At 37.2% G+C, this 13314-nt stretch carries 10 protein-coding genes; 4 read left to right on the top strand and 6 right to left on the bottom strand.

Annotated elements, in window-relative coordinates; all coding sequences use genetic code 11:
* Positions 1–4: 4 nt before the first annotated feature.
* From AsAng_RS11610 to AsAng_RS11600, 3 genes are all read right to left on the bottom strand, one after another.
* On the bottom strand, positions 5–427 hold the full coding sequence (locus AsAng_RS11610; protein ID WP_264792952.1) for a hypothetical protein: 423 nt from the start codon (positions 425–427) through the stop codon (positions 5–7).
* Between the two features lie 97 nt (positions 428–524).
* On the bottom strand, positions 525–1733 hold the full coding sequence (locus AsAng_RS11605; protein WP_407655331.1) for an acetyl-CoA C-acetyltransferase: 1209 nt from the start codon (positions 1731–1733) through the stop codon (positions 525–527).
* A 50-nt stretch (positions 1734–1783) separates the two neighbouring features.
* Entirely contained in the window at positions 1784–3790 is a 2007-nt protein-coding gene (locus AsAng_RS11600; RefSeq protein WP_264792950.1) for a tail fiber domain-containing protein, read from the bottom strand.
* A 1311-nt stretch (positions 3791–5101) separates the two neighbouring features.
* Here AsAng_RS11600 and AsAng_RS11595 point away from each other — a divergent pair.
* The 4 genes from AsAng_RS11595 to AsAng_RS11580 all read left to right on the top strand — a co-directional run bounded on the left by AsAng_RS11595 (position 5102) and on the right by AsAng_RS11580 (position 9148).
* Positions 5102–5614 carry a hypothetical protein gene (locus tag AsAng_RS11595; protein WP_264792949.1) on the top strand — a complete coding sequence of 171 codons (513 nt, stop codon included), beginning with the start codon at positions 5102–5104 and terminating at the stop codon, positions 5612–5614.
* Positions 5615–5652: 38 nt separating this feature from the next.
* Positions 5653–6624 (top strand): hypothetical protein, encoded by a 972-nt coding sequence (locus AsAng_RS11590; RefSeq protein WP_264792948.1) that lies wholly within the window; start codon positions 5653–5655, stop codon positions 6622–6624.
* A 31-nt stretch (positions 6625–6655) separates the two neighbouring features.
* Positions 6656–8503 (top strand): T9SS type A sorting domain-containing protein, encoded by a 1848-nt coding sequence (locus AsAng_RS11585; protein WP_264792947.1) that lies wholly within the window; start codon positions 6656–6658, stop codon positions 8501–8503.
* A 135-nt stretch (positions 8504–8638) separates the two neighbouring features.
* Positions 8639–9148 carry a hypothetical protein gene (locus AsAng_RS11580; RefSeq protein ID WP_264792946.1) on the top strand — a complete coding sequence of 170 codons (510 nt, stop codon included), beginning with the start codon at positions 8639–8641 and terminating at the stop codon, positions 9146–9148.
* A 463-nt stretch (positions 9149–9611) separates the two neighbouring features.
* Here the strand turns inward: AsAng_RS11580 and AsAng_RS11575 are convergent, their stop codons facing one another.
* The 3 genes from AsAng_RS11575 to AsAng_RS11565 all read right to left on the bottom strand — a co-directional run bounded on the left by AsAng_RS11575 (position 9612) and on the right by AsAng_RS11565 (position 13152).
* A complete protein-coding gene (locus tag AsAng_RS11575) occupies positions 9612–10403 on the bottom strand; it encodes a DUF481 domain-containing protein (protein ID WP_264792945.1) in 792 nt (263 codons plus the stop codon).
* Between the two features lie 94 nt (positions 10404–10497).
* A complete protein-coding gene (locus AsAng_RS11570; protein ID WP_264792944.1) occupies positions 10498–11421 on the bottom strand; it encodes a hypothetical protein in 924 nt (307 codons plus the stop codon).
* 12 nt (positions 11422–11433) lie between these two features.
* Positions 11434–13152, bottom strand: a complete 1719-nt coding sequence (locus AsAng_RS11565) for a hypothetical protein (RefSeq protein ID WP_264792943.1) — start codon at positions 13150–13152, stop codon at positions 11434–11436.
* Between the last annotated feature and the right edge of the window lie 162 nt (positions 13153–13314).

Raw genomic sequence — 13314 nt, 5'->3', positions numbered from 1 at the left:
TAATTTAATCTTCTTGATTGATATTTTTGATAAATAAATAAAAGGTAGAAATGAGTAATGAAAGAAATAGACTACTCGCAAAAAATAAGCCTGCAATAATCAGTGAATTACCAATTGGAGTACCATCTATTTGCATCAATAATAATTGTGTGACGGTAGCACCAAAGGCAAACCCACAACCGATTATCATTAACTTTCTAAATGTTTTTTTCCTTTTTTCTTGGGGCTGCCATTTGTGGTATGCATATATACTCGCAAATATAAACATGGCCATGAGCGAGAAGGGGGCAAAAATAGAAACCAGCTCCGTAATATGATTCGGATCAAAATTTTTGTACCATTCCAAAATTCCGCTCAGGGTTGCTAACCAAGTAATAAGAATGTAAAACAAACCGCCTAAAAATCCTGCTATTAGTTTTTGTATCATAGTTAAAAAATTACGAATGCAAATGACTTATTGGTTGAAAATGCCATAGAAATGAGTTAAGAATTTTTGAGCGAACTAATAAGGATTTAAAGATCGCTTATACTCGTTCTATAATAGTCGCAATTCCCATACCTCCTCCAATACAGAGTGTAATTAGTGCGGTACTCAATCCTCGTCTTTCTAACTCGTCTAATGCCGTACCCATTAACATGCACCCTGTAGCTCCTAGAGGATGTCCCAAGGCAATTGCTCCTCCATTGACATTAACTTTGTTGTGGTCAACCCCAAGGTCATCCATGAAGCGCAAAGAAACAGAAGCAAAGGCTTCGTTGACTTCATATAGGTCAATATCGGTTTTGGACATCCCTGCTTTTTTTAGCGCACGTCTACTAGCAGGAGCTGGCCCCACTAACATAATGGTAGGATCTGTACCATACGTGGCAACCGAACGAATCCTTGCTCTAGGCTGTAGACCAAGTCGTTCGCCTGCTGCTTTACTGCCAATCAATGCCAAGGCCGCACCATCTACAATAGCAGAGGAATTTCCTGCATGATGAACGTGATTAATTGCTTCAACTTCGGGATAACGATCAATGGCAACAGCATCAAAGCCACCCATTGCACCCAGTTTTTCAAAAGCTGGCTTTAAGTTGCTAAGTCCTTCTAGGGTGGTACTTGGGCGAACATTTTCATCTTTATCTAATACCAAGAAATCATTGATATCCTTAACGGCAATAACTGATTTTTCGAAGGCATTTTCAGCCCAAGCTTTAGCGGCACGTTTTTGAGATTCTAAGGCAAATAAATCAACATCATTACGAGAGTAACCATATTTAGTAGCGATTAAATCGGCAGAAATACCTTGCGGAACAAAGTGCCCAGGCATAGCAACAGAAGGATCCATTGCAATGGCACCGCCATCTAATCCAATTTTTACTCTAGACATTGATTCTACACCACCTGCTAACATCAAGTCGTTAAAACCCGATTTGATATAGGCAGCGGCTTGGTTGACAGCTTCTAACCCCGATCCACAAAAGCGATTTAGGGTAACAGCAGTAAGGTGTTCGCCATACCCCGAATGTTGGGCAGCTGTTTTGGCAACATTGGCCCCTTGATCCATAATTTGCGTTACACAACCTAAGATCATGTCTTCTACTTGGGTGGTGTCCAATTGATGGCGTTGGCGTAGGGCATCCATAACCGTTACAACGAGTTGTGTTGCTGTTGTTCCAACCAAAGCGCCTTTTTTATTTCCTCGTCCTCTTGGGGTTCGTAGGGCATCATAAATATATGCTTCCATTATTTGATTGATTTAATCTTTGAATAATAATTCGTGATAGTCGTTCATATAAATTATTGCTTTAAAGCGTTGAGCATTTGAAGTAATTTCTCCATCTGAGCTTCTTGTTGGGCTAATCTTTTCTCTTGTTTTTTGATTTGAGCCTGTTGTTCTTGATTGCTTTTGATGAGTAGAGGAATCAAATCGGTGTAATTAACAGCTTTGTAGCCTTCTTCATCTGTATAAACTAAATTAGGTAAAATTGTTTCTAACTCTTGTGCAATTACACCAAAATGCAATTTGTCATCGAATTGACCTTGTTTGAACGCAGCAGTATTAAAATGATAAGAAACAGGATTAATTTGTGCCAATAAGGCTGTGCTATGTTCTAGTTTTGTAATGCCCGTTTTATATCTCTTGTCTGAACTACTAATCGTTCCAGATACTAAAATATTCCCAGCAACGTGTAAGCGTTGAGCAGGCGCAGTAGTACCAATTCCTACACTTCCATTGCCTTGGATTCTCATTACTTCAGTAAAGACATTTCCTGTTTCCCCCCCAAAGGTAAACTTATCACCAGGACTTCCTGCATCAAAGTCGTCAGAAGCAACAAATCGCATTTCTGCATTGTTGCTATTTCCACTATGTCGGATATAACCTGGTTCAGTGGCACTGCTGGTAAAATAAATCGTACTAACATCACTCACTTTATTGATTTCTAGTACGCCATTTACCGTAAGTTTGCTGGTTGGGGTATTGGTACCAATTCCTGTATTGCCTGTGGCGTGATCGATGTATAACCTTTGATGGTACTGATTGGCACTATTAAAAGATTGAATGGTAAAATTATCGTTGGCATTTAAAGCTCCTTCTGTAATTAACCAGCCGTTACCAGAGGTTAAATTAGACATTCTAATATCGGCACTGTGGTTAGAACTATTGTTTTCGGAAGCCAAATGAAGTTCACTTTGATTGGCATCATGCATGTATTGATTGCCTTCTAGATGTAATTTTTGGCTAGGAGTTGGGGTACCAATTCCTACATTACCATTATTAATAATCCGCAATCGCTCACTTACAACAGTTGCAGATCTTGTTCCCAAGCTAAGCCAACCTTCCGTTGAGTTGGTTTCTGAATGCGTTCCTGCTTCTATATAACCCATGACCCGATTAAGTGGGTTGGGGGTTCCTGCTTCACTAAGAGCAAGAGACAATCTACTTACTTCATCAATGCCAGTCCCTACACCATAGGTTTTTCTATTGTCTATTATTGCTCCTGTAAACACGCCATTTACTTCATCATAAACATGTAATTTAGTGGCTGGAATCGCCGTACCAATTCCTACATTTCCAGAACCGCCTTGGATTCTCATGTGCTCCTCTGAAGTGGTCAAGCCAGTTTGATTGTATAAAAAACGTAAACTTTCGTCAGGGTTATCTCCCCATGCAATAATCGCATCTTCTCTATCTGCTCCTTCATCTTTTACCCCAACATAAATTCCATCTGTATCATCTCCTAGATAGATTCCATAATCCATCCAAGTTCTATAAGTACCTGCGCCAGAACCAATTTGTAGTTTGGTGGAGGGACTAGTTGTTCCAATTCCTACATTGCCTTGTGTGTATATGTTATCGTTGATATGGTTGGCTTGAGTGGTGCCTCCCACTTCGTACCAATCCTGATCTTTTAGAGCAGTTAAATCAACAGGGCTCGCATCATTGGTTAAGGATAGGATGTTTGTATTAGGGTCATAAGATAAGTCTTGAATTTCATTGGTAATGTCGTGGTCCGCATCATTCCCTAGGGGCTGCCAAACTGCACCCGTCCAATAGTAATAACCAGGCACAACATCAGCAACCGTAGCCGTATTGTAGACCAATAAAGAGGTAATATTACCATTGCTAATGGTACTGCCATCTAAGGTGTTTAGCAGGGCTATTCTAGGAATTAATAAGCCTCTATTGGTAGCACTTACGTCCAACATGGCAGAAGCATTGGGTACTGTTCCAATACCGACTCCTTGGGAATAAATTTGTGTAACAACAAATAACAAACAGATAATCGTTAGTATTGTTTTCATAGCTTTTGTTCTTGATTGTGAGATGCATAGGAATCTCTGGTGATACTAATTATTGATAATTACTGAGTGCTTAGGGGGGGGATTCTTATCAAAAGAGAAATATTGGGATTTATAAGTAGATGGACAAAAGTAATTAACATTAAATTACTCGCAGTGCTCGTGAGATCAGTTAGCTGTGCTGAGACTACGTGGTGAGCATCTTTTGTCCGCTAGGCTTCCTTGAAAAGCCTCGCTTTACTTGCCTCGCTGCGTGAAGTCGCAGGCTTAGTTAGCCCGCTAAAGCTACATTTTGCAAGTCGTTAGCGAAAAAAATATACTCCAATTTTTAAACTACTAATTTTGTCCATCTACTTACCGCTATAAAAAGACTACGTAAAATACAGTAATTTTGTGAAATATGTAAGTTATTTTAAAATAAAGGATAGGTAGAGGACAAAACAATTTAAATAAAGTAAGGGTTTAATCGAGCTATTTTAAGATGGTAGGTTTTTACCCTATTAGTGCTAGAGAAGACAACTTAGAAGGATAAGGCTAGTAGAAATTAGAACAAAAAAAATGTTTTTTTTGCTCATTTTATGCAGTTTATATTTTTTATGATTTAGGACTAGAAAACTTTTTTTTAATAAAAAGTAAAATGCTAAAAGCATTAATTTGAATTAATAACATATTGTTTTTTTGTCAATTAAGTTGGTAGGGAAGTTTTTGATTTGGGCAAAATATCCACCTTAAAATGAAAAAAAAAGATACATTTCTAGATAATTTATCGGTTACAATTCAATAAGATATGGGTGCCATTAGATGAGGGCTAAATAGCTGGATGAAATGGCGTAGAACATTCGTTTTAAAATAAAAAAAAATAAACGGGCTTTTTAGAGTTGGAGTCAAAATATACCGACTATTGAGCCTATTTTGAATAGAACCAACTGTATCGATTTTTTGAATAAAAAAATACGAATTATTGTTTTTTAATGAAGTGAGAAATTTTTAGCCAAACGCTCATTTAGTTAAGTGATAAATCCTACCCAATAAATTCCAAATCGTAAGCTGCGAATTTTTTAAGAAATCCAAGGATAAATAAAGACAAGTGAATAAGAACGAATGATTTAAAAAAAACAATTTGGAGGTGGCTAAGAACACTTTTTAAAAAAGAAAAAAAGTGAATATGTAAAGTCGTATTATTCTGATATTTAAATGTTAAGACTTTGTTTTGTATCGAATTTTAGGAAATTACCAATTTAAAATTCGAAAATCACCCACGAAAGCAATACTTATTTTGTTTTTAATTAACACTTAAATTTAAAACTTACAGTAATGAAACGGTTTACACTACCAATTATTCTTGTTCTCTTATTCGCAACATTAAATTTAGCCAACCTAAAGGCACAGACAGTATCTGAAAGAGCAGCTATAAAGGAATGGCTCATTGCCAATCAAGAACATCTAACCCTATTATCTTCTGACGAATATCAAAAATTATCCCCTTCAGTAAAAGGTATTCTAGATGTAGACAAACGCTCTCTTATTTATGACCAAGAAGTAACCCTTGCAGACATCAGTGCTTTTGAAGCAAAAAACACTTCAATGGATTATGTGCCATTTCAAGGGCAATTAGTTCGGGAAGAACAGGGGCATTCAAATCAAGACAAAGTAGCTAAATGGCTTGAAAGCAATAAACGCCGAAATATAAAAATCATTTCATATCAAAATTACAAAAGCCGTTCGAGTAAGGAACGTGCTTATATCGATCAACTTGTTGATAAAATTATTTACAAGGGAGAGACCCTAGAATGGGGAGACATTGAGGAGTTTGAGCAGTCAAAATAATGCGATTAAATTTTTTAATTTGAAATGATTTTAATGTTATGAACTATAAAATTTTTACTTATTGTGCTTTTGTATTTTTATGGATTTCCAATCTTACTTTTGGACAATCAGACGAGCCCTGTACGGCTTCAGCCCTAAGTGTAAGCACCACATGTTCCTTTAATACCTTTACGACAGCAGGAGCAACGGGAACATTAGGGGCACCTGCTCCAGGATGTGCCAATTATGTATCTGGCGATGTTTGGTTTACGGCAACTGTCCCTGCTTCGGGGCATCTAATTGTAGATTGCAATGCAGGAGTTATAACAGATGGCGGAATGGCTATTTATACGGGAAGTTGTAATGCATTAACATTGGTTGAATGCAATGATGATGGTAGCGCAAACGGTCTGATGCCATTGATTGATAACACAACGCTAACCCCAGGAGCAACAGTTTGGATTCGTTTTTGGGAATATGGCGATGACAATCCAGGGACGTTTGATATTTGTGTTTATGATGGAAACCCAAGCGTTAGTGGCCCTTGTGCAGGGGGAGCAGGAGGAAATGATTGTAGCCAAATGCAAGCAATTTGTACCGATAATACCTATTGTTACACCGCAGGAATTGGCTCAACAGCCTCTACGGGAAATAATTATGGCTGTTTGTTGACGCAACCCAATCCATCTTGGTATTTCTTTGAAATCTCTACTGCTGGAAACTTAATTTTTGATATGGCAGCTGGATCAGATATTGATTTTGCAGTTTGGGGACCTTATGCCAATACTGCTGCTGCAACCGCTGCTTGTGGAGCTTTGCCAGCACCTATTGATTGTAGTTTTAGTACGGCTCCTACCGAGCAGGTTAATCTTACAGGGGTGAATGTAGGAGAAATATATGTGTTGGTGGTAACCAATTATGCCAATGTAGTACAAGATATAACCTTGAATGCTGCAACGGGAAATACGGCTGCTACAAATTGTGCTATTGTAAACCCTACAGCCTGTGCAGCAGATGCAGGAAGTTGGTAATTTTAATACTGTTCAAGATAAAAAAACAATTATGACTAGCGATATAACAAAGCATTGTCAACTGTTTGCCGTAGGGACATTATTAACTCTATGCGGACTTTTTGGTTCGTCAGTTGAAGCACAGTGCGATTTTATTAACGATATAACAGGGATTGTACAGGGAACATTGCCTGTTGGGAATGCTGCTAATCCTGCTTTATATACCCATATTTATGTATTGGTCGATAATCAAGGTAATATTTTTGCCACCAATAATACACCTGATTTTATAGGCGTTCCCGCTGGCTTTTATAATCTTTATGCTGTTAATTATAGTAATGCAGAAGCGGCAGCAGTGCTGCCATTATTAGCGGCTGGACAAGCTTGGTTTAATGTGGAAACCTATGGGAATGATGATGCTAATTTTTGCTTAGATTATAGTTTGCCGTACGGCTCTGGTTGCCCAATTGTTGTTTGTGATGCTTTGACAATTTGCGAAGTAGACACCTTAAATAACCCCGCAATTGCCTATAATGTAACAAACCATAGTCAAACTTACTGTTTGGTTTGTAATGACCTAATTGTAGGAATGGAGTCTACGGGAATTTTTCCCTTACAAGATTACCCTAGAGCCATAACAGGAGCTAATTGTCAATTGTTTGGGGTAAATTTTAATACTGTAAACGGAAATCCACTAGCAGTTGGCGACATTTGGACTACTACTATGGATGCAGAATGTGCCAATAATTGCATTGATTTTATAGGAATGGATCTGAATATTACTCCAATTTCACAACCTTCGGGCAACGGAATTAGTACTACGGTTGATTGGTGGACTACAAGCGGAGGATGTGTAGGAGCGCAAACGGCTACTAATGAAGGAGAGCCTTTTTCAGAGTGGGTGGATAACACTTGTGTGCCAAGTTACAATCCTGCCCCAATTAATGCTCGTCCTGTGGGGGGAGGAGATCATTTGCAGCAGTATGCAGTAAGCATATCTCATGGGCGTTTTGCCTGTTCAGGAGGAATGGATTTAACCCAACAGCCCATTTTTTACACCGTTGAATGCGATTCTGGAGGGGCATCTATTTTAAATGTTGCCGTTTCTAATGCTGGGGCAAATATAAGTAGGGTAGAAGCGGCACTTTATGGTCCTGTTGACCCTTCCTGCCCAAGTTTTACGGGAGGAACTTTTGTCGATTGTAACGATGCGGGCAATAATGCTATTTCTGGTCTTCCGATGGGAGATATTATGTTAACAACAGCAGCTAATCCAGGAGAGGTTTATTTGGTGATTGTTGATACAGAAGGAGCAGATCAATTTAGAATTAGCTCCACTACTATTTTATTATCTACGCACTTGGTCGCCTTTGAAGGGCATAAAGAAGAACAAAATAACCTGCTAACTTGGGAGGTTGCCAACGAAGAAGATACCGATTATTATGTATTAGAACGTTCCATAAATGGGATTGATTTTAGCGAACTGTCTATTTTGCCTGTCCATATAACCAGTTTGTCACCAACTAATTATGAATATAGAGATCTGCTGCCTGGATTAGGGACAAAATATTATCGATTAAGAACAGTATACAAAGATGGGCAGTTTGAATATTCTAAGGTGGTTGCTTTGTTTCGTGAGGGAGATGGTTTAGGAACGGTTCGAGTTTATCCTAATCCAGTTAACAATACGTTTTATGCCGAGTTTTACGCATCTTCAACAACGGAATTAGCTTATGAAATTCAAGACATTGTTGGGCAACTTATCAAGAAAGGAACAAGAGAAACTAGTTTAGGGGTAAATAAAATAGAGTTATCTTTAGAAGATTTACCAAGTGCTACTTATGTAATTTCTTTGACGTTAAATGGCAGGCGTATTCAACGCAAGTTAATTAAGCAATAGGAAAGAGCGGATCAATTCATCTTGTAGAAGATACAAAAAAAAGTACTTCAATTTTTAGAGCTGGTTTTTTGTTTTTATATTTCTTTGACAACTTCGTTAAGAGGGTTTATATTTAAGAATTACTAAAATAAAATTATGCAAACATTAATGAATTCTTTTAAAAGATTTACGCTTATTATATTAGGAGCAATTGCCATGACTTCTTGTGATCCTTGTTCAGGTGTTATATGTACCAATGGAACTTGTAGCAATGGAACTTGTGTTTGTGAGCCAGGCTATGAGCGGAATAATTCTAATTGTATCGCTGTTAATCAATTTTATGTAGGAACAGGGACAGTTACTGCAACACTAGTAGCTGTTGATGTGAATGGAAACTCTAATACCACTAATAATGTAGGGTATACATTAAATGCATCAACAACAGATCCTTATGTTTTTACTTTAGTGAGTTTTAATGGCTTAATAAAGAACGATATTTCTTTTAAAATTAGTGATTCAAATCATGATGTAATTATAGCTGATAGTACCACAACTTCTGCTGGAAATGCCTATACTTATAGTGGAGGAAAAGTTGGTAATCAAGTACAGTTAGTTATTAAAGACACAGCAACAGAAACGACTTATACGGTTGCTTTTGTGGCTTAAATATGACTTTAATCTAAAATTCGGGAATGGGGAATAGTTGCTCATTTCCGAATTTTTATTTTAACGGCAACCTTATAATGTTGGGACTTTTAGGAGTAAAACAAATGTATTGCTCCAAGTGTTTTTTGGTGGGCATATGACTGATTGGGAACAAAGTACGCCGCAGAAAGCTGCTATTTTTCTGTAAGAAAAATAAGGTTTTCAGGTGTTTGAGCGAAGCGAGTTTCTGAAAGCCTAAGCTTTCAAGAAGATACTTTGTCCAAGAAGTCATCCAGTCCTAGCGTTTTTGGTTCTTTTTGGGCAATGCAAAAAGAACAACAGGTATTGATTCCCCCGCTTTTTGCTATTTTTCCTCTAAAATGGGGGCTAGATTAAAACTTCTAATCTTTACTTTATTAAAAAGAAACAATTATGTTTGTTGTCGTAGGTTGATAAACAGTTTTTTTATAAAACAACAAAATTATTAAAAGGTGAACGTCAATTTATTGACAACCGAAAAATAGAGTTCGTCTATAGGAACAGGAGGTAGGTTATCATAAAACAAATTGTAGAGAATCGCAAAGTGAATGTTTTTGGTAAATTTAAAAGTCATTTTACCATTGATAGAAACTCTAGGATGAATAAAATAAGCATCAGGGCGAGTTTGAAAATAAGCGGTTATCTGCAAGTAGGCAATTTGCTTAATTTTTTGGGTGTATGAAATATAAAAATTGAGTTTGAGAAAATGATTTTCGATAGGAATTTGATCAATAGGACGAGAGGCAGCTGGGACAGCCTTATAATTCCAACGTTCAAATTCATACATTGCTCCAAGTCCACAATGCAAATGCCCCTCATCGTATTTGGTGAGAATAAACCTTAAGTTGCCACCTCCCAAAACTCGATTTTCCATTCCTCGAATTCCATCCAGTTGGTATTGTCCAAAAAATTCGGGATGTATCCAGTTGTCTTTCAACAAGCGAATGCGAGTGTGCGCAAAACCTCCATTTAGGATATTGGTGCTACCGCTTCTAAATAATTTAAAATTTCCAACTACCACAAAAAGACTTCGCTTATAATAATAGGATAGATCCAATCGACTGTCAAGAGAAAACAAAAGATCGACTTGTTTGCGAATGCTAAAGCCAATGTCAAACAGCGCCTTAAAGGTTTGTACAGAGTCTACTTTTGAACCATATCGATCTGCATTTAGAATCTGAGCAGATAAGGAACAATGCATAAAGAAGACGCACCAAGAGATAACAAAAAATTTCATTTAGAGTAGAGCTTACTTTTAGTACAGGGTAACAAAAGTTATGGATAATTTTTACCCTGTATTTAGAACTTCAATCCTTGCAAAAGTAGTGAAACTAATTGGTTAAAAAAAAGTGAGTCAGCAAGCGATCTGCGCAAGTTTTGTATTGGCTTTGTGCGTGTATGGATTTAAGCCGTTTGAAGGCATCATTCATATCTCCCTGAGCTAGCGTGGCTAAGGCTGTATAGTAATTGATGTGAAAGGCATATATATTGTCTGTAATGCTGCTAGGATAGTTTTGAATGAGTTGAAAAGCTTTTTCAAATTGATGTTGATGAATGAGAATCGACATTTTAGCACATTGTATCCGATCATCTTTTGAATTTAAAGAGGAATTATTATCAAAGATAGCATATGCTTTTTGCCAATTTTGTTGATAAGCGGTTAACCAGCCTAATAGATATTGATCCTTAGTGCTTTGTTCAGAAGGAGGTATTTGTTTTAAATAAAATAGCGCCTTGAGGTAATCCTGTTTTAAGTAAAAAAAAAAAGAAATTAAACGCAATAAATCAGGATTAGAATTGGGGGTAAGGTTCCAATAATGCAGGGCTTTTTTTTTATGGTTTTGCAAGAGTTCAATGGCACAACATAAGGAGGATACAACGGGCGAGTACTTGGACTTAAAACGCCCTTGTTTTTTTAGGTTTCTTTTGATTCTTTTTAATGTCTGCTTGTCCGAAGAATTAAGGGAAATCGCCATAAAATTTCGTTCAAGTTGTTTTTGAGCAAGTGCTAGCCCCACTTTATTGTAAATTGCCATAAAATTGCTGCTATCTCCAGCACTTAATAAGGACAAAGAGCTTGATGCTAAGATGCTCAATGGATGAATGTGCATAAAATATTGATTAGACAGCATTGGAATAGGGGCACAATCTATATAAATGATACTGTCTTTAGCCGTTTTTATATTTTGAGCAAAAGGCTTACCAGAGAGCCATAAACAGCCCAAAAAACTCAGCACACAAGCAAGTCGATTCATGGGAAAGGTGGTTTATTTTTGTTTTGCTTCTGCTAGTTTTTTGGCTAAGCGAGGACATTTTAAGCGCAATTGACTTAACTTTTTATCGCTGGTTAGGGCACTTGTTTTGACGCTAATTTCCTCAATCAGTTTATTGTAAGTAGCTTCTTCTTTGCTGCCCCAATGACCGTGGGCGAATACCTTGGTATCGAGTTTGTTGTATAAGGTTTTGATCTCAGCAATTTTATTCAATTTTTCTTCATATAACGCAACTTTAGCTTTTAGCCCAGCTTCTCTGACAATAGGAGAGGCTAAAGTAGAACTGCCTCCAACAATTCCGATAACAGCTATGGTAGAAGGGGCGGTTAAAGCTCCTGCTGTCAAGGCAGCAGCAAGGACAGATGTTGTAACACCAATAGAAGCAAGTGTAATAGATATAATTTGCCGACTCCTTTCTAAACGATCTCTATGGCATTGGCAAGTCACAAAGTCTACTTGATTTTGCTCCATATCTTTTTTGAAATTCTCCTGCGCAGTTGCTCTTGATAATGTTGTCAAATATTTCACTTGATTGCTAGACGCTATTGCCTTACAACCATTTTCATCACTAACCGTAATGGAATAAAATCCCGCTTGGAGATCCTGAACCGTATGCGCTGTTGTTTCTAGGGTTTGATTAAAAACAATGGTATTTTGTTGATGGATGGCATAGGTGTACTTTTTAGATTCAGGGTTTTTGATTTCAATTTTGATTTTTCCACCACTAAGGTCTTGCAATTTTGGGTGGTCTATAATCTGTACATCCAATTGTGGCTTTTTGGCTAATTTATGATCAAAGGTATGCACCTCTACCATGGCTCCTTGTCGAATAGAAACATGATAACGTCCAATTTCTTGAACAGGGACAAAATAAGTACCTCCAGTTGGAGGGAAAATTTTTCTGGACTCAACAATATGTTCTAGCTTATTTTGATCAATTCTAACGGTAGTGATAACAAAATTATTCGTTTCAGATGGGTTGTTATTGTTAAATACGACACTAAAGTTTGCTTTAGCATTACAGGTTGCTCTTTGATTAGAGCCCTTTTTAGAATAAAAATTCAGAGCATCTTTTATATGAACAACAGTATCGACATTACCACAGCCATGGGTATCCGAAACACGTAATATTTGAGTACCAGAAGTAATTCTGGAGATATTCTTTTTGGAGGCTCCCAGAGAAAATTGGTGAGTTGTATTTTCTTGTATTCTTGTATTTTCCAAATAGAGTGTATAGGGCTTGGTTCCTCCATCAACTTCAATCGTAATAGTCCCTTTTTCGTTGGTGACAGAATTAGGCGCTTTTTCAATATGAAAGTTTTTGATCTGCACCTCTTTTTTTGCTTTTATATTTGTCTCAATATGGCAGAGGGAAGAGTCAAGGAGTTGGCAAATAATACGATAGGAACCCGATGCTAAAGAGTTAAACTTTTTCTCAGGCGTAAAACTACGTATGCCTTCGTATTCATTGGTATTGCCAATTTGTTTAATCAGTTTTACACAATTAATATGAGAACTACTATCGTAGCTTAGTGCTATTTCTCCATCACTTTTCTGAAAGCAGGTGACATCTTTAGGAAAGGACTGAAGTAAGTGAACTGGGCAATGTTGCGTTGATGCAGGTTGTTGCCCATATAAGCTTTGCGGAAAAAAGCCAATTATAAAAAATAAAAAATATAAAGCATGATCAGCGAAAAAAAAGGACGTTTTCATAGTGTGTCGTGGTCTAGAAAGAAGCGCAAATATTCTGGCTAGTTTTATGATTAAGATAAGAGTAGAGATTCATTTTTCTCAAAAAAAACAATTTCTCTCAAAAAAAACAACTTTCTAGGCTTATCTACTGAAAAAAAGCCCATTCAAGGCAGATTTTGGATT

Source organism: Aureispira anguillae (assembly GCF_026000115.1).
In the GTDB taxonomy this organism is placed as follows: Bacteria; Bacteroidota; Bacteroidia; order Chitinophagales; family Saprospiraceae; genus Aureispira; species Aureispira anguillae.
This window is presented reverse-complemented; position numbering and strand designations above follow the sequence as displayed.